27 protein-coding genes and 5 pseudogenes are annotated in these 26,118 nt (G+C 47.1%); 10 read left to right on the forward strand and 22 right to left on the reverse strand.

Annotation, left to right across the window (positions count from 1 at the left end):
• Positions 1–3 precede the first annotated feature (3 nt).
• From chvE to LA360_RS29705, 9 genes are all read right to left on the reverse strand, one after another.
• Positions 4–1,179, reverse strand: a complete 1,176-nt coding sequence (gene chvE / locus LA360_RS13355) for a multiple monosaccharide ABC transporter substrate-binding protein (RefSeq protein WP_057572276.1) — start codon at positions 1,177–1,179, stop codon at positions 4–6.
• A gap of 268 nt (positions 1,180–1,447) precedes the next feature.
• A complete protein-coding gene (locus LA360_RS13360; protein ID WP_225537532.1) occupies positions 1,448–1,735 on the reverse strand; it encodes a hypothetical protein in 288 nt (95 codons plus the stop codon).
• A 405-nt stretch (positions 1,736–2,140) separates the two neighbouring features.
• Positions 2,141–2,353, reverse strand: coding sequence for a hypothetical protein (locus LA360_RS13365; protein ID WP_022200334.1), 213 nt, complete (start codon positions 2,351–2,353; stop codon positions 2,141–2,143).
• A gap of 64 nt (positions 2,354–2,417) precedes the next feature.
• Positions 2,418–3,479: a sugar ABC transporter substrate-binding protein gene (locus LA360_RS13370; protein ID WP_022200335.1), complete on the reverse strand. Its 1,062-nt coding sequence runs from the start codon at positions 3,477–3,479 to the stop codon at positions 2,418–2,420.
• Positions 3,480–3,488: 9 nt separating this feature from the next.
• Positions 3,489–5,102, reverse strand: coding sequence for a response regulator (locus LA360_RS13375; RefSeq protein WP_057572277.1), 1,614 nt, complete (start codon positions 5,100–5,102; stop codon positions 3,489–3,491).
• Entirely contained in the window at positions 5,077–6,603 is a 1,527-nt protein-coding gene (locus LA360_RS13380) for a sensor histidine kinase (protein ID WP_022200337.1), read from the reverse strand. Before LA360_RS13380 ends, LA360_RS13375 begins: the two co-directional genes overlap by 26 nt.
• A 17-nt stretch (positions 6,604–6,620) precedes the next feature.
• On the reverse strand, positions 6,621–7,643 hold the full coding sequence (locus tag LA360_RS13385) for a sugar ABC transporter substrate-binding protein (protein ID WP_022200338.1): 1,023 nt from the start codon (positions 7,641–7,643) through the stop codon (positions 6,621–6,623).
• A complete protein-coding gene (locus LA360_RS13390) occupies positions 7,640–8,050 on the reverse strand; it encodes a hypothetical protein (protein ID WP_002588123.1) in 411 nt (136 codons plus the stop codon). The genes LA360_RS13385 and LA360_RS13390 overlap by 4 nt, the downstream gene beginning before the upstream one ends.
• Positions 8,051–8,101: 51 nt before the next feature.
• Positions 8,102–8,233 (reverse strand): hypothetical protein, encoded by a 132-nt coding sequence (locus tag LA360_RS29705; RefSeq protein WP_263870230.1) that lies wholly within the window; start codon positions 8,231–8,233, stop codon positions 8,102–8,104.
• A 70-nt stretch (positions 8,234–8,303) separates the two neighbouring features.
• Here LA360_RS29705 and LA360_RS13395 point away from each other — a divergent pair, with 70 nt between their 5' ends.
• Both LA360_RS13395 and LA360_RS13400 read left to right on the forward strand, forming a co-directional pair.
• Positions 8,304–8,669 carry a hypothetical protein gene (locus LA360_RS13395; protein WP_112482059.1) on the forward strand — a complete coding sequence of 122 codons (366 nt, stop codon included), beginning with the start codon at positions 8,304–8,306 and terminating at the stop codon, positions 8,667–8,669.
• Between the two features lie 315 nt (positions 8,670–8,984).
• Entirely contained in the window at positions 8,985–9,257 is a 273-nt protein-coding gene (locus LA360_RS13400) for a hypothetical protein (protein ID WP_022200339.1), read from the forward strand.
• 227 nt (positions 9,258–9,484) lie between these two features.
• On the opposite strand, the gene LA360_RS13405 is transcribed toward LA360_RS13400, so the two are convergent.
• Entirely contained in the window at positions 9,485–10,768 is a 1,284-nt protein-coding gene (locus tag LA360_RS13405; protein WP_057573261.1) for an IS630 family transposase, read from the reverse strand.
• A gap of 762 nt (positions 10,769–11,530) precedes the next feature.
• On the opposite strand from LA360_RS13405, the gene LA360_RS13410 reads away from it, so the two are divergent.
• The 3 genes and pseudogenes from LA360_RS13410 to LA360_RS31905 all read left to right on the forward strand — a co-directional run.
• Complete coding sequence (locus tag LA360_RS13410) at positions 11,531–12,037, forward strand: hypothetical protein (RefSeq protein WP_002593925.1); 507 nt, start codon at positions 11,531–11,533, stop codon at positions 12,035–12,037.
• A gap of 55 nt (positions 12,038–12,092) precedes the next feature.
• Positions 12,093–12,680: a hypothetical protein gene (locus LA360_RS13415; protein ID WP_002588120.1), complete on the forward strand. Its 588-nt coding sequence runs from the start codon at positions 12,093–12,095 to the stop codon at positions 12,678–12,680.
• A 342-nt stretch (positions 12,681–13,022) separates the two neighbouring features.
• Positions 13,023–13,271: pseudogene (locus LA360_RS31905) on the forward strand (Trk system potassium transporter TrkA); the annotation flags it as partial.
• A gap of 294 nt (positions 13,272–13,565) precedes the next feature.
• On the opposite strand, the gene LA360_RS13425 reads toward LA360_RS31905, so the two are convergent.
• The 7 genes and pseudogenes from LA360_RS13425 to LA360_RS13455 all read right to left on the reverse strand — a co-directional run bounded on the left by LA360_RS13425 (position 13,566) and on the right by LA360_RS13455 (position 18,066).
• A complete protein-coding gene (locus LA360_RS13425) occupies positions 13,566–13,775 on the reverse strand; it encodes a hypothetical protein (protein WP_225537534.1) in 210 nt (69 codons plus the stop codon).
• Positions 13,776–13,813: 38 nt separating this feature from the next.
• Entirely contained in the window at positions 13,814–14,143 is a 330-nt protein-coding gene (locus LA360_RS13430) for a YbhB/YbcL family Raf kinase inhibitor-like protein (protein WP_112482060.1), read from the reverse strand.
• A gap of 153 nt (positions 14,144–14,296) precedes the next feature.
• Complete coding sequence (locus LA360_RS30010; RefSeq protein WP_318653989.1) at positions 14,297–14,428, reverse strand: winged helix-turn-helix transcriptional regulator; 132 nt, start codon at positions 14,426–14,428, stop codon at positions 14,297–14,299.
• Between the two features lie 126 nt (positions 14,429–14,554).
• A complete protein-coding gene (locus LA360_RS13440) occupies positions 14,555–15,673 on the reverse strand; it encodes a serine hydrolase domain-containing protein (RefSeq protein WP_112482061.1) in 1,119 nt (372 codons plus the stop codon).
• A gap of 122 nt (positions 15,674–15,795) precedes the next feature.
• Positions 15,796–16,287 (reverse strand): GNAT family N-acetyltransferase, encoded by a 492-nt coding sequence (locus LA360_RS13445; RefSeq protein ID WP_022200935.1) that lies wholly within the window; start codon positions 16,285–16,287, stop codon positions 15,796–15,798.
• Positions 16,288–16,550: 263 nt separating this feature from the next.
• Positions 16,551–17,264 (reverse strand): annotated as a pseudogene (gene eno / locus LA360_RS13450) (phosphopyruvate hydratase); the annotation flags it as partial.
• Positions 17,265–17,460: 196 nt separating this feature from the next.
• Entirely contained in the window at positions 17,461–18,066 is a 606-nt protein-coding gene (locus LA360_RS13455; RefSeq protein ID WP_112482242.1) for a YbaK/EbsC family protein, read from the reverse strand.
• A 114-nt stretch (positions 18,067–18,180) separates the two neighbouring features.
• Between LA360_RS13455 and LA360_RS31910 the strand changes: the two genes are divergently transcribed.
• Entirely contained in the window at positions 18,181–18,732 is a 552-nt protein-coding gene (locus tag LA360_RS31910; RefSeq protein WP_370804953.1) for an integrase core domain-containing protein, read from the forward strand.
• Here the strand turns inward: LA360_RS31910 and LA360_RS13465 are convergent.
• Both LA360_RS13465 and dcd read right to left on the reverse strand, forming a co-directional pair.
• A complete protein-coding gene (locus LA360_RS13465) occupies positions 18,673–20,166 on the reverse strand; it encodes an IMP dehydrogenase (RefSeq protein ID WP_002588111.1) in 1,494 nt (497 codons plus the stop codon). The genes LA360_RS31910 and LA360_RS13465 overlap by 60 nt on opposite strands.
• Before the next feature lie 151 nt (positions 20,167–20,317).
• Positions 20,318–20,842, reverse strand: a complete 525-nt coding sequence (gene dcd / locus LA360_RS13470; RefSeq protein ID WP_002588110.1) for a dCTP deaminase — start codon at positions 20,840–20,842, stop codon at positions 20,318–20,320.
• A 695-nt stretch (positions 20,843–21,537) separates the two neighbouring features.
• Here dcd and LA360_RS13475 point away from each other — a divergent pair.
• Positions 21,538–21,825 (forward strand): annotated as a pseudogene (locus tag LA360_RS13475) (UTRA domain-containing protein); the annotation flags it as partial.
• Positions 21,826–22,029: 204 nt separating this feature from the next.
• Here the strand turns inward: LA360_RS13475 and LA360_RS13480 are convergent.
• The 3 genes and pseudogenes from LA360_RS13480 to LA360_RS13490 all read right to left on the reverse strand — a co-directional run bounded on the left by LA360_RS13480 (position 22,030) and on the right by LA360_RS13490 (position 23,689).
• Positions 22,030–22,818, reverse strand: a pseudogene (locus LA360_RS13480) (SDR family NAD(P)-dependent oxidoreductase).
• 59 nt (positions 22,819–22,877) lie between these two features.
• Complete coding sequence (locus LA360_RS13485) at positions 22,878–23,021, reverse strand: hypothetical protein (RefSeq protein WP_160116335.1); 144 nt, start codon at positions 23,019–23,021, stop codon at positions 22,878–22,880.
• Between the two features lie 86 nt (positions 23,022–23,107).
• Complete coding sequence (locus LA360_RS13490) at positions 23,108–23,689, reverse strand: TetR/AcrR family transcriptional regulator (protein WP_022201967.1); 582 nt, start codon at positions 23,687–23,689, stop codon at positions 23,108–23,110.
• A gap of 266 nt (positions 23,690–23,955) precedes the next feature.
• Here LA360_RS13490 and LA360_RS31315 point away from each other — a divergent pair, with 266 nt between their 5' ends.
• From LA360_RS31315 to LA360_RS13500, 3 genes and pseudogenes are all read left to right on the forward strand, one after another.
• Positions 23,956–24,147, forward strand: coding sequence for a DUF6199 family natural product biosynthesis protein (locus tag LA360_RS31315; protein WP_089776483.1), 192 nt, complete (start codon positions 23,956–23,958; stop codon positions 24,145–24,147).
• Between the two features lie 402 nt (positions 24,148–24,549).
• Positions 24,550–25,224 (forward strand): response regulator transcription factor, encoded by a 675-nt coding sequence (locus tag LA360_RS13495; protein ID WP_022201968.1) that lies wholly within the window; start codon positions 24,550–24,552, stop codon positions 25,222–25,224.
• Positions 25,221–26,069: pseudogene (locus tag LA360_RS13500) on the forward strand (histidine kinase dimerization/phospho-acceptor domain-containing protein); the annotation flags it as partial. The gene LA360_RS13495 and the pseudogene LA360_RS13500, both read left to right, overlap by 4 nt.
• Positions 26,070–26,118: the final 49 nt, after the last annotated feature.

Genomic DNA, 26,118 nt, shown 5'->3' on the forward strand with positions numbered 1-26,118 from the left:
TGATTACTTTAACTGGTCTTCCGTGTAATAACCGGAGTCAATCAGCATTTCTTTGTAATTATCAATTGTGACAACCACCGGCTCGCAGAGATATGTGGGGATTACGCCTGTGCCGTTGTCATAAGACTGGGTATCGTTTACTTCTGCCTCTCCGCCCTGCATAACGGCGTCCACCATCTTAACCACCTGTGAGGCCAGGGTACGTGTATCCTTGAATACGGACATTGCCTGCTTGCCTGCAATCAGGTTCTTCACATTGGCGATATCACAGTCCTGGCCGGTGATAATGGGATATTCGCCGGTATAGGAGGATGCAAGGGCATTCTCAACACCCAGTGCGGTGGAGTCGTTGGAGCAGAGTACTGCGTTTAAAACGGTTCCGTCGGAGTAATTTCCTGCGATGATGGTATCCATTCTGTTCTGTGCCTTCTCCGAATCCCAGTTAGCGGTTGCCACCTGCTCAAATGTGGTCTGGCCGGACTTTACAACCAGCTTTCCGCTGTCAATGTATGGCTGAAGCACGTCCATGGCTCCGCCGAAGAAGAAGTTACAGTTATTGTCAGCCGGGTCTCCGGTGAACATCTCAATGTTGAACGGTCCGTCGTTCCCCTCTAATCCAAGAGCCTTTACCAGATATTCGCCCTGCTTCTGTCCTACCATATAGTTGTCAAAGGTTGCGTAGTATGTAACAGCGTCGGAGTTCATCAGAAGTCTGTCATAGGAAATAACAGGTATGCCTGCTTCCTTTGCCTGTCCCAGCGGCTCGCCCAGAGAGCTTCCGTCGATGGATGCGATTACCAGCATCTCACAGCCGTTGGAAATCATGTTCTCCACCTGGGATACCTGGGTCTGTACATCGTTGCTGGCGTACTGAAGGTCTACCTCATATCCGGCTGCCTCCAGCTCTGCCTTCATATTGCTTCCGTCCTGGTTCCATCTCTGCAGGTCCTTGGTTGGCATTGCCACGCCGATCAGGTGCTTTTCGCCGGATGCAGCCCCGTCCTTTGCTGCTTCTGTCTCAGCCTTGGTATCCTCTGCTTTGGCATCCTCTGCCTTTGCGTCGGCCTGGGTCTCTGTCTTTGCCTCTGAAGCAGGAGCAGCTCCCTCCTTGCCTGCGCATGCCATAAGGCTGCCTGCCATGGCTAATGTAAGCATGGTCACTAACAATTTCTTTTTCATATTGCAAATCCTCCTCCAAATGTTTTTGATGGTTTCACTATACCACAAAGGCCTCTGGACTTGCTTGGCACCCATCTGCACACTTTTGAGAGGTTTAAAAAAATGCCCTGTGCTCTACAGGACATTTTTGCTCAGTTTATATTGTTTTTAGTTAAAAATGTGCTAGCGTGGTCTTTGCAGTCATTCCTGGTCATGAAAAGCAAAAGAATACTGCCGGGAATACACATTAGATAAGATACCATATCTACCCCTGCTCCATTGTAAACTTTTATTTTATTTCTGAACAGGCCTTTAATGCTTCATAAGCCACATACTTAATCAACTTAATTTCCAAACCAATTTCGCTGTCACTTACCGTTGGAACCGCAATATATTCGTCAACATCCCCTTTCGCATGTGCTATGGAACACCTCATTGAATATATCCGTTCACAGAGCCTTCCTACTATCTTTTCATCGCTTTTCGTTAAATCAATTGGGTTTTTCTGTGAATTACAGTATTTATTTACTCTGTTTTTATCTTGTAATATCCAGGCTTTAAACTTTGATATATCCAAACTCCTTGTCAGCACTCATTTCAGCGACTCTCTCTCACTTAGTATATTCTTGTACTTGTGCAATACTTTTCTAAGTTCATTGTGATTTACAGCAGGCATTGACAGCGCACCATATTCGTTTTAAAAAAAAATAGTTTTGTGCTCTAACAAAAAAATACTCTAATACTTGATAGTAACTCAAATATGCCAATCTGGCCTCCTTGGCATGCAGAGCATTGATTAGGTATAGGGCTGGTATATACTCGAATTCTAACGAATGAAACTGAATTCCATATAACTTGGCTTCCCCTTCTAATTTATAGATTGCATCCATTTCTGCAACGGAAAAGTCTAAGTCATGTTCCATTGAGACTTTCAGCAATATCTCATTAATCATACGGCATATCGCATCATTGCTTAAGCATTCTATATCAAATAATTGAATCGATAAATATCTTTTACCAATTCAACCAGCTTAGAAAACAAAGCAATCTGTATACCCAGGATTTTCTTGGATTCTTCTGTTAATTCAAACAACTCCCCTCCAATATCCACTGAATTAATATTATCCAGCGAAATAGTCTTAACCCATCTTTTTAGTGCTTCATGTTTAACCAACCGATTCCCATACATTGACATATAACGGACTCCCCTTTGTCTTGCTGGTATTTCTCCATTAGGCTGCACCTTACTGACATGAAAGTCAGTTTACATTCAAATACACATCCTCCTTAGCATGGAACCCGCCCTTAATGATGACCTCGTCCATATTTTCCCCGGTGACCGCAATGGGCTGCAATTCCAGGTAGGGAACTTGATAGGTGCCGTCATAGGCAGTGCTCCGCGCCTCCTCTATTTCCTCTCCCAGTCCCAGGAGCACCGCGCATTTGGCAGCCATGCTGGCCTCCTGTTCCACGGATTTGAAGGCCGTCATTTCCTGGGTTCCCTCCACGATGCGCTGGCAGGCTGCCAAGTCGCCGTCCTGGCCGGTCACGTACACCTTTCCGGCCAGCCTTTCCTCGGACAAGGCCCGGAATGCCTGGCTGGCCAGATCATCATTTCCGCAGATGATTCCCTTAACATAGCGGTCCTGTTTTAATCCTTCCTTGGTGTAGGTATAGGCGTTCTCTGCAATCCAGCCCGCACAGTTGGACTCGTAGACCACGCTGAGGTTGCTGCCTGCCAGCGTCTCGTCAATGCCTTCGCGGACAAGCGTTACATTGTGATCTGTTAACGGACCCTGAATTAAGAAGATATCTCCCCCATCCGGTATGTTTTCTAACAGGCTTCTGGCCATCAGCCTGCCCACCTCGGTGTTGTCAAAGGATATGTAAAGGTCACATCCGGCATTCTGTATGAGACGGTCATAGGAAACTGTCTTGATTCCCGCTTCCCTGGCTTTAATCATCACATCTGTCAGCGCCTCGCAGTCCCCTGCCACCACCACGATGACATCCACCTGTTTTCTGATGAAATACTCAATCTGGGAAATCTGATCCTGCACGTCCCCGTTGGCATTCTGGACATTGACCTCTGCCCCCAGCTCCTTTGCAGCGGATACGAACACATCCCGTTCCCGCATCCACCGCTCTATAACAAAAGAATCAAAGCTAAGACCAATCTGTACCTTGGTCTCCTCCTGCTCCACGCTGCCTGCCGCCGCATCCTCCGTCCTGACACAGCCCGAAGCCGCCAGGACCGTGAACAGGACCGCAGACAGCGTGCAGACAATGCGGCCTGCGGTTCCTTTTTTACGTATACTCATGTCTATTCCCTATCCTCTCCCTGTCCCATTCTCCAGCCGTTCCCTGTACTCGCTGGGATTGACGCCCTCGTATTTCTTAAAAATACGGCTGAAATAATTGGGATCGCTGTATCCTACCATGGCACATATCTGCTTGATACTGTAATCCGGGTTCTGAAGACAGACGCAGGCCTGTCTCATCCTGGTTCTGGTCAGGTATTCTATGAAATTTTCCCCTGTACCCTGTTTGAACAGCTTGCTGAAATAATAGGGACTTATGTTTACCATCCTGGATATCTCATCCAGGGAAATATCCTTCTGGTAATTTTCGTCAATGTATTTCCTCACCGTATCCACCAGGTATTCCATCTCCTTCTTTTTCTCAGTTCCCGCGCATTTGCATATTTCCCGCGTCTTTTCCAGGAACCAGTGGCACAATTTGTCGCTGTCAGATGCATCCCTTATCTCGCGTATATAGCTGCCCCTGGGCTTCATGCCGAATTCAGTTCCGTCCTTTGCACAAATCCGGTACTCCAACTGCATGATAAGCTCCAATATCTTGGCCTCCATGTCCTCCCGGCACCCATACATTCCCTCAATGCAGGAAAAAAGCTCCGCCCCGCAGGCAGCCGCTCCCTCGCTGTCCGCCTTCAGCCCCCGCTCGTAATAACTGTTTTCCAGCTCCTTTGGATATTCCCCTGTCACATCCCCCTGCCTGCTGGGAATATCCGTGATGTGGACCACATGGCTGACGCTCTCCCGCAGGGCCCTCAGCGCCTCCCCGTATGACTCCTTCGCGTTTCCCAGGGTTTTTGTACTCCCGATGCCGCTGCGGAAATCGCTTCCGATGTGTTTCTCCAGCTTCTGGAGCATGGTCCTGGTCCTGGTGATGACCTCCACCCGTTCTTCATATTTAAGCGTCGGCTCAGAGGAAGGCACAAACAGCACCACCCGGTTGCCCATGACAGGCCCGGTGATACAGGAAAAATAATCCTTCACGATTTCCCTCATATCCTGATAATACTTGTTGGCCTTTACGCTGGAGCCGATTGCATTGGTCAGCCTGCCGCTCTCATCCCTGTCTCCGAATTCCAGCACCAGGCAGAAACCGTAATTGTCCCTGATTCCCAACAGTTCCTCGTAGCCGGAACTGTCCGCTGCGCCGTCGTCCTGAAGCATGCTGTAGATAAACCCGCTCTCAATCATGGGCACCACAATTTCCAGCCTCTCCCTGATTTTAAGGTTGTCGCTCCGCTTCTGCCTGGCTTCCTCCACCCGCTGCATGGCTTTCATGCACACGTCCAAAATCACCTTTTTATTGGAAATAGGCTTTGTCAGATACTCCATGACACCCAGGTTCACCGCCTCCTTTGCATAGGCGAATTTATCGTAGGCCGTAATGATAATAATAATCATCTCATTATTGACCTTCCTGATCTCCTGGATAGCCTGGATTCCGCTGAGCCCCGGCATATGGATGTCCACAAATGCTATATCCGGGTGAAAACTTTCAGCCATCTCCACCACAGCCCTGCCTGTTTTGACGCATCGTATATCGCATTCACTTCCAAAGCTGGTGGTAATGATATGCTTAAGGGACTCCAGCATAATTCCCTCATCATCTGCCAGTAATATCCGAAACATTTCCAATCTCCTCCTTCACCGGAATATGGATAATGACCTCGGTCCCCATTCCGGGGCCTTCGCTTACAATCTGGACCAGGCCCTTTTGCTGATAATACAATTCCAGGCGGCTGACCACATTGTCCAGGCCGATTCCCGTGGAATCGCCGTCCTCCGGCGTTTCCTGCCTCCTGCCTTCCATTACCTCAAGAATCCTCTCACGGCTCATGCCCTTTCCGTTATCCCGCACACTGATGCGGATGGAATCCCTGCACCCGTGAACCGTAAGAAGAATTGTACCGTTTTCTTCCATGCCGCGGATCCCATGTCTGACCGCATTCTCCACAATGGGCTGCAATATCATGCTGGGCATCTTCACATCCAAAACCCGCTGGTCAATGGACTCTTTAAACTGTATATCCCCTGCAAACCGCACATTCAGTATGTAGATATAATTTTCAGCCGCAGCCGTCTCATCCCCCACCGTGGCGTCCTCCAGCCCCTTCTTCACATTGTAGCGGAAAAATTCCGCCATCTTGTCCAGAAAAATACAGGTTTTTTCCGCGTCCTCCATCATAGCCAGCTGGGCTCCGGCATTGAGGGAATTAAACAGAAAATGGGGATTAATCTGGGACTGCAGGTATTTAAGACGGGCTTCCTTCAGGTGGTTTTCCATCAAAAGCTCCCGCTCCAAAAGTTCCTGCTCCTTCTCCGCCCCTTCCTTTACCTTAGCCACATACTCCTCCAGGCTGCCTACCATCTGGTTGAAGGTTCTGGTGACAATGCCAATCTCGTCGTTGGAATCCGTGTCCGGCATCTTTACGTTGAAGTTCCCCTGCCCCACCAGATTCGCTGTCCTCGCCAGACTGGTAAGGGGCGTCACCATATCCTTTACCAGCATCCTGAGCACCATAATCCCAGCCAGCATGACAATCATCAGAATTACCATATTGAACACCTCCATATAGCGAAGGGCTTCCCTCATGGTCTGGTAACTGGCAGAGTTATTTTTAAACTGAAGCTCGTTGAGCTCCGATATACGCATGTTGATGTACTGGTACAGGGTAAGGGCCCTCTCATAAGCCTCCCTGTACCGTTCCACATTCCGTCCCCGTTTGGCCTGGACCGCATCCTGAGTCACGGCCAGATAGGATTCCGACATCATACGGATGTTTTTTTCCAGGATTTTTCCCGGCTTGTCAACTGTTTTGTCATTCAGGCGTTCTAAAAATTCCTGGTATTCCTGCTGGCTTTTATAATAGCTCTCAAGGCTGTCCGAGCTCTTTACGGACACATAGTCCCCCATGTCCTTCTGCACATGTTCCAATGCCTCTGACAGCTCGCTCAGATTGACATTGCTGGCATAAACCGTATCCATCTTTCCGGCTATTTTATTTACCTGGAGATAGATAAATATATTGCTTACAAATAACGTCAGTATCATAAGGGTTACGGCCAGCAGTATCTTCTTCTCCAGGCTCAGGCGGCCCCATATGTTCTTTCCCGGTCTTTCCATATACATTGCCCACTTTTCCTTACTCAACGCCCATGTTTCATTAGCTGGCTCACATTTTCCTTTGTGACAAACTGCAAATCCACACTGTAATAGGAATTTGCATGTCCCTCCTGCAGATACTCCTCCAATGCCTGTACACAGTACCGCCCCATCTGCTCCGTATCGATGACAAGCGTTACCGGAATATTCCCCTTCCTGACAGCCTCCAGAATCTGGTCTGACTTGTAATACCCCAAAAGCTGGAGCTCACCCACCTTATTGTAGTCAATCATGGCCTGATAGGCTGCCTCTGTATCTACGGCCTCGGTACACACCAGGACGTCCGGTATTCCCTCCTTGCGGAAGAATATGTTCCTTATGGTCTCGTCCGCATCCACCTTCCCGGTGGAACGCATGGTCTCCTGTATCAGTCTGACCCTTCCCGATGTGTCCGGCGAGGTCACCAGCAGGTTGTTGATCTGTTCCGCTATCTGCTCCTGGCTGCTGTTATCCCTGTCGTGGAGCAGAAGCATCACCTCCACATCGTCCTTATCCGGCGGCACCAGCTTAAAAATCTGTTCCCCGTACTGCCGTCCCAGCTGGTAATCGTTGACCCCCACAAAGCTTATGCGGCTGGTATCCGGAGCGTCCTTGAGGACCGTGACCACGGGGATTCCCGCCTTATCGGCCTCATTAATCCGCTCATCTATCTTATGACCGCCTGTGTATTCCAGAATGATTCCGTCCACCCTGGAGGCAATGGCCATGTCCATAAGGCTCTCCATCTCTATGGTGGAGGAAAGACTCTTGCCCATCAGCTCCACCAGGGCATTGTGCTCCCTGGCCGCCTCTCTGATGCTCTCGTACACATCCTTCCAGAAAGGCATGTCGGAATCCTCCACAATCATGACGCAGTGGTAGCGGTATTCATTTCCATCCTCCCCGCCGTCCTCCCCCACCTGCTTTAAAACATTCTGGTAATAGGAGCTGGTGACCAGTGTGAGGAACAGCACTACCAGTATTCCAGCAATTACAATTATCCGTTCCAAGCGTACCCGGTTTTTCATTGGTTTTCTGTGCCCGCCCTCTCTATCAGCCTCTCTATCCCATCCTCCGGATAGAGCTTCACCCCATACTTCCTGCACAGCTTTTCTGCGTCCGCCAGGTAGGAATCACGTTCCTCCCTGGTATCACAGGGATGGCTCATGGCCAGGGTCTTAAGGCCCGCAGACACCATCTCGCAGAAGCAGTCCATGACTCCCAGGCCGTAGGAATAGGCGTCAATCACATGTCCGGTATCCTCCCCGTTCACAAACTCGTATTCTTCCTTGTCCAGAGACAGGGGAATTCCCGACTTACTGGTCACATTTACCCCGCCATACCAGGTGCTGTCCACCAAAAACATATCCCCTATCCGGTATTCCATGGAACATTCATCATTCTTTTTAATAATCCGTATTCTCTGTCCGTCCATTGCTATTTCCCCCAGCCACACATTATAATAAAATATAGGTATCCCTCTATTTTATAGCCACCCCCGGTTCCTGTCAATCCACCTTGCAAACCGGCCTGCATCCCGCCCTGTTTTCAGCCTGCATCCCACCCTGTTTTTCACACTATCAAATCTCCCCCCGGCGTGATATAATCTAATTATCACGTTCAGACTGCGGTCTTAGCCACGAAAGGCCCGGCACACGGCAATGTAATGATATACGGGGGGGATGGTTATGGTATTAAGATGTTTTTCGGCTCCGGATGAAAAGGTAAATCTCTGCTTTTATCCCTGCGGTTCCGGCACTGGACCAGGAGACCGCGATACATACTGTCAGGAACCACTGCGCATTTATAAGACAGATTATACAATGCTCCTGCTGCCCTACCTGGAATCGGAATTCCCGGAATTTGACGTCTGCCGGGGCCGGGATAACCGCATACCTGCCGGGACCTGGAATGTCATAATACAGAAAATAGAAGCCGACATGAGCCACATCCATTTCGACGATACTGTCTTTGACTTTTACAGCCGCTTCACCGGCTGGGTCACAGACGCATTGGATCAGGAGGATATGATTATAGCGGAGGGAAACCAGTAGCCGGACCGGACTGAAATCATCCTGCTTCTGCTCACTTTTCTGAAGTACCTTCACGTCCCGGATAATGGCCACAGCCCCCTTTTTCCTGCCGGAATCTCGGTCGCCACGCCGCCGATTTCCAGGACAGCGCCGTCCTTTATTGCCTGTTTCACACCTTCATGGGCGCTTTGGCTTCCGGTAAAAACGGCAGCAGTGGAATGTGATGTTCAGCATCCCGCACATGGCTTTTACATCCTCTGACAGATCATAGGTAATTGTTAAAAGCAAAACTCCTTAAATGTGGATAACCCATCCGTTATGTAAGGATAAATGATTATGTTATTTGGTATTATCTCAGTCGTTGTAACACTTATTTTAGTTGCTACTCAAAAGTATTTATCCAGAAAGAGAAAGATGAGTGGCGTAGTTTTGCTTTTAATTGGTACAGGCGGCCTGGCAAGCATCATATACAACTCTGCAATTAAGGATTTGGTAGTTGCAGCTGTAGAATATCTGGGGCTGCCAGGCTTTATACTTGCACCATTGTCAGGAGTTTTGCTCGGAGCAGCGACAGCTTCCCCTATGATTATTTATGCGAAGATTCATTAAGAACGGCCTTAGCATACGGGAACCTACGGAAACGCATGTTTTCGCTGGTATGGGCAGTGCGTCCTTTCCTGGCCGTGCTGCATGGATTTTTACAGAGCCAATGCCACTGACCCTTGCTGTATTGCATTTTAGGGCATCCCCATTTAATACGGTCAAAGCGGCCGGCTTCCTTTGTGACACCCAGATGTTTCATGACTAGTATAACTCGATTTAAATAAGCTTACAATTTAAGCATTGGTAGTAATCTGATTTCTTGGCTTACGTGTCCGTGCTTTGGGCGCACGTTTCCCTTGGTTTTCAGGACTTGCTGCTTTCGCATTTACAACTTCATAGACGATTGTGCCCACATCCTCTTCCGAAAGATCAATCGTGTCCAAGCGGTATTTCCATTTGTAGGGGACGGGAACCTCATTGATTTCTTCAAAGTATTTCAAAATCCGTTCCTTTAGTTCCTCTTTCGAGCCTACACGAATCCCGGACAACATCTGGCGGGTCATTTTGCTGAAAAAGCCTTCCACCATATTCAGCCAGGAGCCATGTGTGGGTGTGAACACAAATTCAAACCTTCCAGGAACTGTATTCAGATATTCCTGTGTCTCCCTGGATGTATGGGCGGAGTGGTTATCCAGTATAAGCCGTATTTTGTCCCCTTTTGGGTATTTCTCATCCAATATTTTAAGGAATGTTACAAAATCGCTGCTTTTATGAGTATTGCTTACCAGTGGGATAGCTTCCCCGGTCAGCAGGTCAATCGCTGCCAATAGGGAGAGCGTCCCCAGACGTTTATACTCATAATCACGCTGTACGGTGGACATTTTTTCCGTACTGGCAGCCGGGGGCCTGTCCCCGGTTGTGGTGGCAATCGCTTGGATCCCGGGCTTTTCATCATAGGATAATGTATGTACCGGCTCTTCATCACCGGCAAACGGAATCAAACTTCCATTTTCATCAAAGCGGAGTTCAACCTGTTTGTAAATGACCAGCACATCATGCATCTTCTTTTCAAAGTCAGGATCCCGTTTTTCACAATAATAGGTGACCTTATGGGGATTAAGCATTGCTTTCCTAAGTATCTTCCGGATAGAAAACTCAGATGCTGTCGCCATACGGGGATATCCTTCCTGTTCAGCAACGGAATTGATGTAGCGGGTAAGGCTCAATGGATACCATAACTCTGCCGGGAGGCCGAATGCGGAAGGCTTTTGGCAGGCAATATTGATTACCCATGCCTTTGCATCATCGGTAATTTCAATCCTGCGGCCACGGCCTTTACTGTCTTCCATGGCAGCTTTTACGCCTGATTCCATATATTTTTTCAGGCAGAGCTTTACCGTCGGTCTCGAAATATCGAGTTTGTCAGCAATGGCTTCATCTGCCATGCCATCTGATTTTAATAAGAGGATTTTGGCTCTCCTGTGGACTCTGGCTTCAACAGTCCCCTTCTGTAGAATGGACTTTAAATATGACTTATCATCATTGGAAAGAAAAATAGGCGTAGCACTCTTTGGCATCATTTTACCTCCTGAAATGGTCTATAAGTATTATACCATTTCAGGATAATAATGTAAACTTATTAAAATAGAGTCATACTAGGGAGTTGTCATTTGGGCATGTGGGATATCCGTATTCGTTATACCCGACTTCCTTAAGGGCGCTTTCATTTCTTGTATTGTAAGGAATCAGAGCTTTTGAAAAATGAAATTCATCTTTTAAGAATCCATAGATGTCATAACTGTCAAAAGCGGAGTCTCCCAGGAAGGTAAGTGGATGAAAGTCGGGATGGCGGACAAAAAAATCAAAGAGGATCGGCTTAAGCGATGAGGAATCACTAATCGATTTATCCTCATCTGGAGAGTCCGACTTCTTTTCTACAATAAGTTCAGGGTGCTGCTGCTTAAAATCATCATCTAATGCTCATGTGCGGTAAAGTAACACACAAGAATTTGATAGACAGCAACTCACTATTCTGTACAAAATTTTCAAAACTAATAACTAAGATATTTAATTTTTCCAAAATCGTCTGCCAAATATAGTAAAAAACATTTATTTTTAAAATTGAAGAAAAATTTATGATTTTATAATAATAATATTTGCGGAGAAATATTATTTTTTCGTCAAAAGTGCCGATAATAATGATAAAGGTTATGAAAATATTATAATGAAAAAGAGGAGGTGAAACCTTATTGCTGTGTTTATTCTAGTTCTTGATTAAAAAATGGACTAGAATATATTTATAATTAACAAGTTGACGTTTTTTAGAAAGGAGAAGTATTATGAAACCAAGAAGAAAGTTAAGTGTATTATTCAGTTTTATCTTGATGGTGGTTTTGGTATTTGCAACTACAACGACAGCATTCGCAGCTACTGGCAATAAAAAAGTAACCTCGTCTGGTAAAATGAGTATTGTACTCAATACTGGTCAAACAGGAAATTCCAGTGCAGTATCATTTAAGGTTTCAGGTTTACCCACAAACGCTGTTATTACTAAATTAGAAGTAAATACTGGTTCTCTCAGCAGTTATTCTGGTGCGATGTTAACCAATTATTTAACATTGACGAGTAGCAATAAAACCACAGCAGAAAAAATCACTTGGGGTGGGCAGGCAAATACAACGTTGAAATCAAATGGATTTCTTGCCACGAAAGCAAATGGAACATATACCATTACTTTTAACTGTACTTGTTTAGGTGGAGCTATTGTAGGTGGCATACCTACTGATGTTGGAAGTAAGACGTATTCTAGCCCATACATTACAGTATATTGGGACGATTCATTTTGATTTTGGGAATAGGTAAAGAACATCATCAAATCTAGTAGGAAGGAGAATGTGAAAAATGCGAATAGAAAATTATAACACATTCGCACAAAGTCGTCTGTTTTCGGGCACTGGAAAAATTGGGAATGTACAACTTCCCGATTATAATGATTTTCATTTCAACACGAAACAGTCTCCTGCTATGAGCGAGGATAAATATGAAGAGGCTATTATTGAACAAGCAAAAAAAGACCAATCAGAAGGGAAATTCCAATCGGATTCAGCAGGATTTAGAAATTTAGTGAAAAGTTATGTTTCTGTTGCCTCACCAAACAGAAAAGGAATTATTACAGATGGTTTAACAGCCATATTCAAAAATAATATTCCTCGTCCCAAAACGCTCGACATCATATCACTTATGTTTGGTGAAGTGAAATATCAAAAAGAAACTAAGAATTTATCTTATGCTGAGTTTTACGATGGCAATGGTGAAATGGTAGCTTCGTATTCAAACGGTGGTTGGACTTTTTATGGAACAAAAGAAGAAAATGCACGTGAATCTAAGCTTTTGGGAATATATAATGCAGCATGGAGAAGTGCTGCAAAAGCGAGTCAGGGAAACAGTAATGATGTCACTATAACAGATTCCATAAATATAACCGTATAAATACAAAAAACTAAACACCTCAATCAAGTGAAATTTTAGTAATCAATAAAAAGGCACCTATTGACTAATTGATAGGTGTCTTTTTTCGATTCAGAAAAGAAGCTTAGTCACCATTAACCTGACCTTAAAGCCCAACCCGCATCTATAACTGTCTTACCGTAATATGTCAGCTGGTACGTTTTACAGAGGAAAGCTTACGGACGGAAGCGACCTACCGAGCAGTAAAGTCTGAAAAAGATTTGCTGCTTTTTTTTGCGCCCATTTTTGGAAAATTGGGAGAGTGTCGGTATTGGTAAGTGAGCAGGGGAAATTTCCAGTTTTCTATCAAACAGCGGGCAGAACGCAGCTTCTAAGAGCAAGATTCTACCGCAGTACCAAATTTCGCTTATCGCTCATTTTGTCCTTGCGGAAATCTTGTTGGGGAGTGCCTTCCTCAAGCCCTGCTTTATATATCCCAAGATGCTGACGGCCGACATCATCCTGCAGTATGTGAGGGCCATGCAGAACTCCATGGGCAGCAACATAGAGACACTGTATAAAATCGTGGCCGACAAGGCCGAGGCGCTGGAATTCAGAGTGAGGGGGGATTCGCGAAAACGACACCCGCAGACAGGACATAGAGATTTATTACAGCTTTGTCGGCAAGATTGACTTGCCCGAAGCCTGAAAGCCCGCCCTATCCGGCGTAATCGCGAAACGCCGGATAGGAACGGCAAAATTTTTTACACTTCTATTACTTCTTTATCACACATTAGCAAAGAAAGCGGGTGTATCATCCAAAGTTTGTCCGGACAGTCTGAAAAGAGTTCATGTAAAGAAATCTGATGGTATTTAGCAGACATAAATTGAGTGACAACACTCAGTAAAATCAATGGGTTTCGGCGTTTATCCAACGCCTGCTGACAGATCATCATAGGAGAAAAACGCAATAAGGCACGATATCTGCCGTGCCTTTTTCATTGCATCCATATAATCTGACAGCATGCCGGGAATTCCCGCCGCCGCTGCGTTAAGCTTTTCTTCTATGAGAATTTTCGTACCCTTGCGGCCAAGCGCATCTGACGGGGCGATCAGGCATATTTCCGAACAAGGCATCTGTATTTCTTTTTCCGGCAATGGCCGCACCTCCCGGCTCATGATCTTACAGCTTGATTCGCATACTTACCCTTCAGTACGGCTTCGTCCAGGATATGCCCTTCCATCCCATGATACATCTGATTCAGATGGAATCCATCCTTTAAATCCAGCATGGTATCCAGGGCACACACCTTTATCTCATAAACATGCGTGCCGTGCCCCTCCGGCGGCGCCATCCCGCCGTACCGGCCGCACATTTCCCCGGAATGGCCTCCTCCCTGAATGCAAATCCAGCTGTTGACTCCCTGTACAAAATCAGGGCCATTCCTGCCGACGTCCTCTAAAAGCTCATTGGACGTGATATTGGCCGCCATCCAGTGAATCAAGGCAAAACCTCCGCCAGGTTTCTTTTTATGAGATTAGTATAGAAAGATTTTGACAATATGGCAATTACCCGCTTTTCCCACAGTATATACTTACTTTTTGATGTGTATTGGCAAGACAGTTCAGATAATATTCCTGTCCCGCAGCAATTGTTCCTATCCGGCCTCAATCATGTAATCAATGCCTATTTTCTGGTAGATTTCCAATGCCTTTAATACCGCTTTCCCCTTCTCCGTCAGAAAATACTCTGTTTTCAGGGGAAATGTATCATACACCGTCTTATCCACATTCTAAACACTATCAGTTCCTTCAAATGCTGCCGCATTTTTTCTGTTATCCCCTTGATATCCCGCCTTAAACCGGACGGCAGGGCAGGCCCCAGCCGGAGACGCCAGATAATGCTGCACTTCCTCTTACCCTTCATCATATCCTGGACCAGCTCCAGGGAGCAGGTATATTCTTCCCTGATTATCATATGGCCCATCTCCCACTCTGATTTCCTCAACAGCCGGCAGTATATAATCCCTGACCAGCAGCCACCTGTTCTTTGCGTCCGGCGCAAAACCGGACGTCATGGCTACCACCAGATTCCTGTCGGGAACCCAGCAAATCATGTTTCCTCCATCTCCCATGGCAGCGTGGACAGCCACACCCTTTTTCTCAAACTGCCACCACATATAGCCATAATGGCTGGGGGTTCTCTTCACAGACTGGCGGACCCATGATTCCGGAATGATACGCACCCCATTCCACATACCCATGTTCAGATACAGCAGTCCAAAACGCGCCATATCCCTGGGCGTCATGGTCAGACCCCATCCGCCTGCGGTGACGCCCTCAGGATCGTGCACCCATCCCCTGACCCCTTCCCCGAACAGGCTGTCATATGTATAGGTTTCCATGGGATAATCCGGAATCACCGTCATACCAACAGGCGCAAACAGATAGCGGTTTGCAAATTCCCGGGTGCTCATCCCAACCGCCCGCTGTAAAACCGCGGACAAAAGATGGGCTCCCGCCGTACAATATTGGAAATGCCTGCCGGGCTTATCCGTTTCCCCGGCATCCCTCATCATATCCAGGGTGAATCCCACCCAGTCAGGAGATGTACACAGCTGTTCCAAAGGTTCCTTCCATTCCTCAAATGCATAGGGCACCGTCATGGTCAGCAGATTTTCAATGGTCACATTCCCGCAGTTCCTGTCATGTGTTTCCGAAGTATAGTCCGGGAAATACTCCATTATCTTCCGCCTGACAGACGGTATATACCCCTTGTCCGCCGCAATGCCCGTCAATGCGGACAGCACGCTCTTTGTTACCGATGCCACATGGACCGGAACATCTGGTCCGAAGCCATGAAAGTACTCCTCACAGACAATACAGCCATTTCTGACCACCACGATGCCATTGGTATTTGCGTAGTCCGATGTGATGACAGAATGCAGTCTTTGAGGTAATTCCCGGTTCATTCCCTGCTCTCCGGGCTCTGCCGTCCGCCACCCGGAGACAGGCCAATTTTCATTTTGCATCATATAAGCTCCTTCACGTTTATAGGTACACCGGTGTATGTAAAAAGCATATAATGATTAAAAATGAAAAGCAAGAACATTTTTAAAAATCATGATAGGGTACATTCACTGTAAGGCATAACCTGTCACAGGACATGATAATGGGGAATGATGTCCTCATAGCTCCCGTCCTTCATGAGGAAGCCTCCCGGTATCACGCCCAGCTGTGTAAATCCAAGCTTCTCATACAGGCGGAGCGCTGAGACATTACTCCTTACCACGGCGTTGAACTGAAGTATCCTGAATCCCAGCTTTTTTCCCTGCTCCATACAATGCTTCACCAACGCCTCACCGATATGGCGTCCCCGCAGCTCGGATTTAACCGCGTAGCTGGCATTGCAGATATGGCCGCAGCGCCCCACATTATTGGGATGGAGAATATACAGTCCCACGATGTCTCCACCGGCGCCGTCATACGCAATCCCTGTAAAAGACTGCTCTGAAAAAAACTGTTTCCCAGTCTCTGCCGTGAGAAGCTCTATCTGCGGAAATGCCACTCCCTCCTCCACAATATGGTTCCATATCCTGACTGCCGCCTCTGTGTCCGCCTCTGAATACTGCCGTATTTTGATATCCATATCTGTAAAATCCCCTTCCCTTTATGTGAAATCATTTTATATTCCTAAATATTCTCTACCACGTTACTATAATCAATTACAGGTGGAAAATCAAGCGTGCTCCGCCCTATTTTGCGGCATCTTTTTTGCGGCATTGACGATATTCCGGCAGAAATGGTGTTTTCTAAATGACGCTGTATCAATCCGCACTGGGCAAATTAACAAAGTACGGCCACATCTTATACAGACCCGCGGTTTTACCTCATGTCAGCGGGGATATTCATTTATCTCCCCCCGCCGCTGCCGTTAAGTTTGTTAAATGCCTCCATTCCGGGATAAACCGCGCTGTCTCCCAGTTCTTCCTCAATCCTCAGCAGTTGGTTGTATTTGGCCACACGCTCGCTCCTGCTTGGAGCGCCTGTCTTAATCTGGCATGTATTAAGCGCCACTGCCAAATCCGCAATGGTAGTGTCCTCCGTCTCCCCGGACCGGTGCGACGCAATAGCCGTATACCCTGCCCTGTGGGCCATCTTGATGGCCTCCAGCGTCTCTGATACAGATCCAATCTGGTTCAGCTTAATCAAAACGGAGTTTGCGCAACCCATGGAAATTCCCTTCTTTAGCCTTGCGGTGTTGGTAACGAACAAATCGTCCCCCACCAGCTGAACCTTGCCGCCCAGTTCCCTTGTCATGAGCTGCCAGCCTTCCCAGTCTTCCTCGTCCAATCCGTCCTCTATGGAACAAATAGGATATTTTTCGCACAATTCCTTCCAGTGTGCAACCAGTTCCCCGGAGGAAAAATGCTTCTTGCTTTTAGGAAGTATGTATTGGCCCTTTGTACCGCTCTTCCATTCACTGGAAGCCGCGTCCATGGCCAGCACAAAATCCTTTCCCGGTTCATAGCCAGCCCTTCTGACTGCCTCCAAAATGAACTGGATGGCCTCCTCGTCGCTTGCCAAATCAGGGGCAAATCCGCCCTCGTCACCTACAGAGGTGGCAAATTACCCTGCCGCCTATCTGAAAATAGACAGTCGGCAGGGTTCGCCGGAGTTCGATAATATGTCTCAAATTGAGACGCATTTCGACAATGCTTAATCATTACAATCGCGCTGCGGTGCGCCGTAAAACGGCAGCCAACACGATGCACTGTTTTGACGTAGATTGGTTTCTTTGGTTCCGGCCCAATGTACTGTTTCATACAGTTTCCTCCTTAATTGAAAAGCTCGCTACTGACGCAATCAGGCAAAGGACGGTATTCACGACCCAAGGGAGCGTATAGTTCCCATAGGTTGTGAAGCAGCCCCCGCCCAGCCACGAACTGAAAAAGGCTCCAAACTGCTTTGTAATCAGCCCCGCTGTGGGCGGAACCGTTGAGTCACCTGTAATGCCTAAAAATCCCGTTATGATGATGGCAAAGGCAAACCCCTTGGGGAAAAGGAGCATAAACAGCGAAATCAAAACGCGGATGCCGTAAACACTCCCCAGGACATTTTTCATCTTGAACTTTACGATCAAAAATCCTGTTGCCATCGCGCCAATCATGGTGAGTATCCCGTAGACGGTCACGTCCTCACGGATTGCGAAGGGGCAAACTGCCCCCGGCTGGTGTCCGATCAACTCCCCTACCTGTTCATAAGGAACCATGCTGGGTTTTTGGTGAAAGTAGGCTTTGAATTTTGAGCTGTTTACCCTTGTGTCCCCCGCCATGACAAGCATAACAGGCTTGCCGTCCACAAGAAAGGTCAGCGACTTGGCGATTTCGGCAGGGCTGCATCCGACGGCTTCCGCTGCGTGTTCCACCGTATCGCCTGTCTGGCTGTGGACGGTAATATGGTCGGCAAGGCCCACGCCCTCAAAGTAAGTTTTGACTTACTGAAATGACATTGAAGTGAAAGGTACCTGAGCCGCCATGGGATACTCCATTCATTCAGCCGTAAAGGGAATCCCTATGATAATGCCTGCATAGAATCCTTCCATTCCGTAATGAAAAAGGAAGATATCTATCTCCACACATATCAGGATTTCAGAGAAGCCCGGAGGGCAATCCTTGAGTACATAGAGGGCTGGTATAACCGTAAGAGAATCCATAGTGCCATCGGCTATATGATACCACAGCAGAAGGAGGAGGAAGAATTAAAAAGGCAGAATAAACTTTCAACTTTTTGTGTCCAAAGTATTGACATAAGTCCATCCTTCAGATTCCACCTCACGATGGACACCCTTGTTGTTCAGCTATACACTTCCCCGATACCTGGGTACGTTTGGGACTTTCACCCGTTAGAGCGCGTCCATGGTGCGCAAACCAAAACAAGTGCCGGGTACAATGCCCGGCACCGCCTCACTCTTATCAGCCGCCTGATAACCGCGTCTCTTATCTTTTGCCTCTTATCTTTTGGTTCTTATCCTCTATCTCTTATCCCTCAGCATAACATCATGCGCCCCGCCTTCCACTATACTGGTGGATGATACCAGGGTGATTTTTGCCTTCTCCTGGAGCTCCGGAATGGTAAGGGCTCCGCAGTTGCACATGGTGGAGCGCACCTTGCTCAGAGTGAGATTTACATTGTCTTTAAGGCTTCCGGCGTATGGAACAAAGGAGTCCACGCCCTCCTCGAAGGACAGCTTCTTATCCCCGCCCATATCATACCGCTGCCAGTTCCTGGCTCTGGCGCTGCCTTCGCCCCAGTATTCCTTCATGTAGCTTCCATTGACATTCACTCTCTTGGTAGGGCTTTCGTCAAACCTGGCAAAGTACCGTCCCAGCATGATGAAATCAGCGCCCATGGCCAGTGCCAGCGTGATATGATAATCGTGTACAATGCCGCCGTCTGAACAGATGGGCACGTATACGCCTGTCTCCTTATAATACTCGTCCCTGGCCTTTGCCACCTCAATCAGGGCTGTGGCCTGTCCTCTTCCGATTCCCTTCTGTTCGCGGGTAATACAGATGGCGCCGCCGCCAATTCCCACCTTGACAAAATCAGCTCCCGCCTCTGCCAGGAACCGGAATCCGTCTCCGTCCACCACGTTGCCGGCTCCTACCTTCACCGAATCCCCGTAATTCTTCCTGATATAGTCAATGGTAATCTTCTGCCACTCGGAAAAGCCTTCAGAGCTGTCAATGCACAGCACGTCCGCTCCCGCCTCCAGCAGGGCAGGCACACGCTCCGCATAATCCCTTGTATTAATACCGGCTCCCACCATATACCGCTTGGAGCTGTCAATGAGTTCGTTTTCATTCTTCTTATGGGTGTCATAGTCCTTGCGGAAAACCAGGTACACCAGCTCCTGGTTCCTGTTCACCAGTGGAAGACAGTTAATCTTGTGCTCCCAGATGATGTCATTGGCTTCCTTCAGGGTGGTAGACTCGTCGGCATAAACTAAATTCTCCAGCGTTGTCATAAAGTCCTTTACCTTGGTATCGGGTCCCATCCTGCTGACACGGTAATCCTTATTGGTGACAATGCCTAACAGCTTTCCGTTGGGCTTTCCGTCCGCAGTCACCGCAATGGTGGAATGGCCCGTCTCCTCCGTGATGGCCAGCACATCCGCCAGCGTCATATCCGGCGATACATTGGAATCGCTTACCACAAAACCGGCCCGATACCGCTTCACCTTGTGAATCATCTCAGCCTGCTTCTCAATGGCCTGGGACCCGTATATAAAGGAAATTCCGCCTTCCTGTGCAAGGGCAATGGCCATCCTGTCATCCGATACAGACTGCATGATGGCAGAAACCATAGGGATATTAATGGTTATGTCCGGTTCCGTTCCTTTCTTATATTTTACCAGAGGCGTCTTCAGGCTCACCTGGGAAGGGATGCACTGGGTGGATGAATAGCCTGGAATCAGAAGATACTCGCTGAACGTGCGGGAAGGTTCCTCAAAATAGAATGCCATGTCATTTCTCCTTTTCAACTTGTTTTTTATTTTATTCTCCGCCGAACCTTATAACTGGTACTATCATATCATGCCCCCATATCTTCCGTCAATCAATGACCGGACCTTCGCTGCCATGTATTGTCCTGTCCGCAACCGTTGGGCAAAACCATCAGTCCATATATACCCGCGACCCGGTGGCTCCCCTCTGCCCCTGATATTTTCCATTGTATGGTTTCATGGCTATATCATCCATTTCCGCAAACACCAGCTGGCCAACCCTGCGTCCTGCCTTCAGCTCAATGGCACAGCGGTTAGCATTGAATAGTTCAAGAGTAATCTCCCCCTGAAAGCCCGGATCCACCCAGCCCGCATTCTGTATAAACAGGCCCAGACGTCCCAGGGAACTTCTCCCCTCCACAAAGGCGGTCAGGTTGTCCGGCAGGGAAACATACTCCATGGTTGTGGCGAGCACAAACTGGCCCGGAAGAAGGATGTAGGTGTCTGTGTTTATGGTCTTATACCTGACCTCATCCTTTAAGGTAATGATTCCTGTGGATAAATCCTCCACAATGCTGAAAGTATCCCCCAGGCGTATATCCACGCTGGCCGGCTGTACCTGCTCTTTGTCTAACGGTGTGATTGATAAAGTACCTTCCTCCAGCATTTTAAATAGTGTCCTGTCCGATAAAATCATAGTGTCACCCTCCAATATTCAGCGTTACTATATTTTATCCCATAAATACGGCGGAGGCAATATGAATTTATCACGCTGGATGCCCTGATTGCACTTCGGATTACGATGTGATTTTTAGTTGCATGCTATCCTCTATTGGCCGTAGAGGATAGCTATTTTTTGTACGGACTACACTATCCTTTAAGGCTAATTTATCAATACGAAAATATAGTTTACCCCAAAAGTTAAGTCAGTTGACAAGGAACTACACGCAGATCGTGAAGCTGGCTGCTGACAAAGAATCTGGCGCAACTGTTTCTTGTAGCTTTCCGGCTCACATGATATACTTTCTTTAGGGAGCAATCGTGCTGCAGGGTGGCATTGGCCTTTATTCTACATAGGATTGAGGTGATGTCTATAAAACATTTCGATTTTAATGACCTAATGGCATTTGGAATGTTTATATTGGCGGCATTGCTGACATTCATCTATTTGATATGCCGCTGGCTTAACATAGAAAAACCACCCCAAAACTTAACCGGTTTGAGGGTGGATTTTCTAAACTTATAATCAGGTCAACCCACCTTGTGGGCGGCTGTTCCTCTTTCTATCTATACTATAGCTTTTCTCCTCTTTACGTGCAAGAATTATTTTTCATCAGTTTGTTTTTACTGTGACACAATAAACAGGGCCGTTTTTCCTCAACAGGAAAACCGGTCCAATTAGAGCTGAATAAGTTTCCTGAGTCCTTTTCCTTTTTATTCAGCGAAAATTTAAACGACACTTCCCTGTACGAGATACTGAAAAAGCATAATATCATTTTAGACCATTCCCAAAAAACTCTGGACATGGTGTTCGCCACCTCAAAAGAGGCCAAAGCCCTGGGAATTTCAAGCGGGTACCCCCTTTTGAGGATTGAAAGTGTCATCCACGATGTGAAGAACACGATTACGAACCCCTGCCGCCGGCTCTGCATCGGTGACAAGTTCAAATTCATTATTTAAAACGCATAACGTTCAAAAAAAGCTCCCTTAGCTGCTGACTGTCGGCTGTTGTGGGAGCTTTTTTATAGGGTTTTCTGTTTTTATAAGGTTTTCTGTTTACGTAAAATTTTCTGTCAGCATCTGTGGCTGTTAGTATTGGTACTTGTTGGTGTTGGCGCTTGTTAATACCATACGGATATTAGCTCTTGTTAATGCGGCCACATATCAGTTCTTCCTGATGTTCTTATTCACAAAATCATTTGCAAACCGGTAATAAATCTTTTTAGGCATATACTCCGCCATGGCCTTCACAAGTTTCCCGGCCTTATCGGGTATGCATATAACCTTTCCTTTTTCAAACTCCTTCATAGCCTCATCCACCACATCTTCAGGCTGCCGGAATCCAAACATGCCCTTTCTCGTCTTATCCACATGCATCCCGTTATTTTCATGGAAATCCGTATCCACAAATCCCGGACACACGGCCTGAACCCTGATTTCCGTGCCCATAAGCTCCATGTGGAGCCCTTCGGTCAATGTGACGATGAAACGTTTTGAGGCGGCATAGGTAACATTGCCTGGCACCACCGCAAATGCCCCGTCGGATGAAATATTGATGATAATGCCTTTATTCCGTTCTTTCATTCCCTTCAAGACATGATGGGTTATCTCTGCCACAGCCGTTGTCTGAAGATAGATTAGGCGCTTCAGTCCATCTATATCCGTATCACTAAATGAGGTTCTGAAGCCAAAGCCTGCATTGTTCACCAGCACATGAACCTCCCGGCCCTCCAGCGATGCAAGCAGCTTTCTTATCCCGCCTTCACTAGCAAGATCCACCAGAATCACAATAACCTTACACGCATATTTATCCCTGATTTCCTGAGCTCTCCTTTCAATCACTTCTTTTCTCCTGCCGGTCATGATTAAATTTTACCCTTTTCCTGCAAACCACTTTGCATAGGCCAGTCCCAGACCGCTGGTTGCCCCTGTAATCAGTGCATAATGCTCCATATTCCTACCTCCTTGATTGTTTGCTGCCTGGCTTATGTTCTATTAGCCATCTCTATCTGTTAACTGTATCGTGCTGCGGTCTCGATGACACCGCTCTCAGTGGCGCTGCTCTTCATGACACCGCTCTCAGTGGCGCTGCTCTTCATGACACCGCTCTCAGTGGCACTGCTCTCCATGATGCCGTCCAAATGAACGCTGTTCACTCATTCTTTTAAAAAAGAAGTTCCCGAAACAGCGGCAACGGGAATTCTTCTCTTATCTGCCGGCCAATTTGTCATTTTTAGCTCAGTTACAGACCTAAAATACATTTCATTATCATGCGGATACCCGATGCCTTCTCAGCTGTTGACAATTCATCGTTCTCCAGGACAGGAACCGCGCCAAAGAGCATGTAGGATGCTGTAATCGGTATATTCTTAACCCTTGTGATTCCCTTTTCATTCATTATCCGCAGCTTCTCCTCCATATAAGGTTCAATGGTCTCACACAGCTTAACCGACATAAGCATCTGAAGATCATGATTTTCCTTTTTATGAAAGAAATGATGATACTTTTCTTTTCCGTCTGTCTGCATAAACAGCTGTTCCATTTTGTCCAGAAAACCATCCAGCGAACGCTCCGTTTCTTTCAGAAGTTCAATCATAGGGTACGTAATATCCTTTACGTACTGCTCGATTACAGTATCATACAGTACCTGCTTGGACTCAAAATACCGATAACACAATCCCGGCACCACATGCATGGCTGCCGCAATATCTCTCATGGTAGCTGCCTCATATCCCTTTTCCATAAAAACCCACATGGCCGTGTCCAATATCTCCTGCCGGCGGACCTCCGGCTCCTTGGATATTCTGGCCGTCTTGCGTTCCATCTGTCAATCCACCTCTTTTTCTGAATATAATTCTTTTCTCTTATACTCTGTTTTCATTTATCAACAGGTTTCCATTGTCAGCAGATATCCATATTCATTTTCCCAGCAAGTCTGATTTCTGTTATAAACCTAGAATAGCACTTCATTGAACATAAGTCAATAAACTATGTTCATTCAATAAATAAAATGACATAATTTTATTACTTTTTTTGTTCTATTTTTATTCCATCTTTAAGATTCTATTTCCATTTCATGAATATGGCCATTTGGGTCTGATTTCTCTATTTGCTTTAGGTCTGGCCATGATTATGAAGCCGGAATATCTCTGGGAAGTTGAACATATTTTCACAGTGGACGGCGCGGGGCCAACCGGTCTTTATTTAACATTTTTGCAGGCCAGCGGGACATTTTTTATGATATGTTCCGTTGCTGCGGCACTCTATATTTTGCTTCCATAGAGTGGGTTGATATATGGTTTGTGTAATTAATTCTTCTTATTATCTTCTCTTTGCCCCATTAACTAACAGGATGATAATGCCCCCAGAAGCAGCGGCAGTATTTCATCCCCATTTTTCTATGCATAGTACAAACGAACTTGGAAAGGCTCCGAAGCCTTTTTTCGGACCTGTACCCTTCCAACTTTTATTCTCTAACCTTTCACCATACCACGACAAAAAGCCCAATCCCCATAAGACCCAATCGCTGCCGGACGGGACACAATCCTGTTCGCCCATCCCTCGTACACTAATGCAAAAAACTATATCCTTGCCCAACATAAATTTTTCACACAAAGTTCAAAATTCCTCCCCCAGGCTCCATGCTATAATAGGCTTATTCCAATTAACCACAGGAGGTTTTCCATGCGCATATTAGTGATTGAAGACGAGAAACGGCTTGCATTTACTCTGGCTGACATGATAGGCGGGGCCGGATATTATACAGATATTTCCCATGACGGGGCAGAGGGACTGGATCTGGCAAAAACCGGTATTTATGACGCCACTGTCCTGGATGTGATGCTTCCCGGAATGGATGGATACAAAGTCCTGGAAAAATTGAGAAGCGCCCGCAACATGGCGCCGGTGCTCATGCTGACTGCCAGGTCGGAACTTGCTGACCGGGTCAGGGGATTAGACGCCGGAGCAGACTACTATCTGACAAAGCCGTTTGCCACAGAAGAATTCCTGGCCTGTCTGCGCACTGTGCTGAGGCGGCACGGAGATATTGCGCCCGACACCCTGTCCTTTGGGGATCTTATCCTCACGCCTTCCACGCCAGTATTTATCTGCGGCGAAAACAGCGTGTCCTTAAGCGCCAGGGAACTGGAACTCATGAGTCTCCTGATACAAAACAGCAGCCAGTATCTCCCAAAGGAAACCATACTTCTTAAGGTCTGGGGATATGACGCCAATGTAAATTCCAACAGTGTAGAGGCTTACATATCATTTCTGCGCAAGAAGCTCTCTCTGCTGGGGTCCTGTGTTTCCATATGCGTCATGAGAAACATTGGATATAAGCTGGAGGTGTCACTATGATACGTAAACTCAGATGGAAATTTTCAGCCATCATGATGATCATTGTCGGTCTTCTCCTGGCCGTCATCTTCATAACGCTGTACTGCACAACAAAAGCAAATTACGTTCGGCGGAGCATGGACACCCTGCATTCCGCCATGATGGAAGACTACCCGGCCAGTATGCGGGAACAGACAGGTTATGCCGAAGGACAATCAGCTTCATTCAATGAACAGTCAGAATCAAACAGGCAGGACACTCCAAACGGGCAGGCCGCACTAAATAGACAGGACCCTCCAGCCAGGCAGCAGCCCTCTGCCGGACAGCGTTCTCCAGCCCGTCCCCGCAGACAGGAGCTCCCTCTAATGGTGGTAGATATAAGGCAAGGCAATTATTCCGTAGTAAAGAACCAGCTTCTGAATACAGAAAGCCGGGAGGCCGAAACACTGGTATCCCTGGCAGAAAGCATGGGCGGTGAATCCGGCACCTTAAAGGACCGGCACCTGCGTTATCTCCGCGGAAAAACCATGCCAGACCAAACAGTGCGGTACGTATTCGCCGATATATACGAGGAACAGAATTCGCTTTACTGGCAGTTGATACACTCTTCCATTATCGGCGCATGTTCTTTTGCTGTCCTTTTCCTGTTCTCCATCCTTCTCTCCAGATGGGCTGTAAAACCCGTGGAAGATGCCTGGCAGCAGCAGCGCCAGTTCGTCGCGGACGCTTCCCACGAATTAAAAACTCCTCTCACCGTCATCCTCTCTAATGCCGATATGCTTGAAAAAGACCGTGATATACCGGAGGGGAAAAACCGGCAGCGGATAAGCCATATAAAGGCTGAGTCCCTGCGGATGAAACAGCTTATGGCTAATTAGATGTAATCAAGATGAAGAAAGGAAAAGCACAATCCAG

The organism is Enterocloster clostridioformis (assembly GCF_020297485.1).
Taxonomy (GTDB): domain Bacteria; phylum Bacillota; class Clostridia; order Lachnospirales; family Lachnospiraceae; genus Enterocloster; species Enterocloster clostridioformis.

What these genes read in the sequence shown, in the direction of transcription:
- LA360_RS13390 (WP_002588123.1), bottom strand. Translation starts at nt 8,050, where the DNA reads ATGGACGGACAGAGAATACGGATTATTAAAAAGAATGATGAATGTTCC.
- LA360_RS13375 (WP_057572277.1), bottom strand. Translation starts at nt 5,102, where the DNA reads ATGTTTCGGATATTACTGGCAGATGATGAGGGAATTATGCTGGAGTCC.
- LA360_RS13405 (WP_057573261.1), bottom strand. Translation starts at nt 10,768, where the DNA reads ATGCCAAAGAGTGCTACGCCTATTTTTCTTTCCAATGATGATAAGTCA.
- LA360_RS13400 (WP_022200339.1), top strand. Translation starts at nt 8,985, where the DNA reads ATGTTATTTGGTATTATCTCAGTCGTTGTAACACTTATTTTAGTTGCT.
- LA360_RS13395 (WP_112482059.1), top strand. Translation starts at nt 8,304, where the DNA reads ATGGTATTAAGATGTTTTTCGGCTCCGGATGAAAAGGTAAATCTCTGC.
- LA360_RS13490 (WP_022201967.1), bottom strand. Translation starts at nt 23,689, where the DNA reads ATGGAACGCAAGACGGCCAGAATATCCAAGGAGCCGGAGGTCCGCCGG.
- LA360_RS13410 (WP_002593925.1), top strand. Translation starts at nt 11,531, where the DNA reads ATGAAACCAAGAAGAAAGTTAAGTGTATTATTCAGTTTTATCTTGATG.
- LA360_RS13380 (WP_022200337.1), bottom strand. Translation starts at nt 6,603, where the DNA reads ATGTATATGGAAAGACCGGGAAAGAACATATGGGGCCGCCTGAGCCTG.
- LA360_RS13385 (WP_022200338.1), bottom strand. Translation starts at nt 7,643, where the DNA reads ATGAAAAACCGGGTACGCTTGGAACGGATAATTGTAATTGCTGGAATA.
- LA360_RS13465 (WP_002588111.1), bottom strand. Translation starts at nt 20,166, where the DNA reads ATGGCATTCTATTTTGAGGAACCTTCCCGCACGTTCAGCGAGTATCTT.
- chvE (WP_057572276.1), bottom strand. Translation starts at nt 1,179, where the DNA reads ATGAAAAAGAAATTGTTAGTGACCATGCTTACATTAGCCATGGCAGGC.
- LA360_RS13495 (WP_022201968.1), top strand. Translation starts at nt 24,550, where the DNA reads ATGCGCATATTAGTGATTGAAGACGAGAAACGGCTTGCATTTACTCTG.
- LA360_RS13440 (WP_112482061.1), bottom strand. Translation starts at nt 15,673, where the DNA reads ATGATGCAAAATGAAAATTGGCCTGTCTCCGGGTGGCGGACGGCAGAG.
- LA360_RS13365 (WP_022200334.1), bottom strand. Translation starts at nt 2,353, where the DNA reads ATGTCAATGTATGGGAATCGGTTGGTTAAACATGAAGCACTAAAAAGA.
- LA360_RS13425 (WP_225537534.1), bottom strand. Translation starts at nt 13,775, where the DNA reads ATGCCTTGTTCGGAAATATGCCTGATCGCCCCGTCAGATGCGCTTGGC.
- dcd (WP_002588110.1), bottom strand. Translation starts at nt 20,842, where the DNA reads ATGATTTTATCGGACAGGACACTATTTAAAATGCTGGAGGAAGGTACT.
- LA360_RS13445 (WP_022200935.1), bottom strand. Translation starts at nt 16,287, where the DNA reads ATGGATATCAAAATACGGCAGTATTCAGAGGCGGACACAGAGGCGGCA.
- LA360_RS13415 (WP_002588120.1), top strand. Translation starts at nt 12,093, where the DNA reads ATGCGAATAGAAAATTATAACACATTCGCACAAAGTCGTCTGTTTTCG.
- LA360_RS13370 (WP_022200335.1), bottom strand. Translation starts at nt 3,479, where the DNA reads ATGAGTATACGTAAAAAAGGAACCGCAGGCCGCATTGTCTGCACGCTG.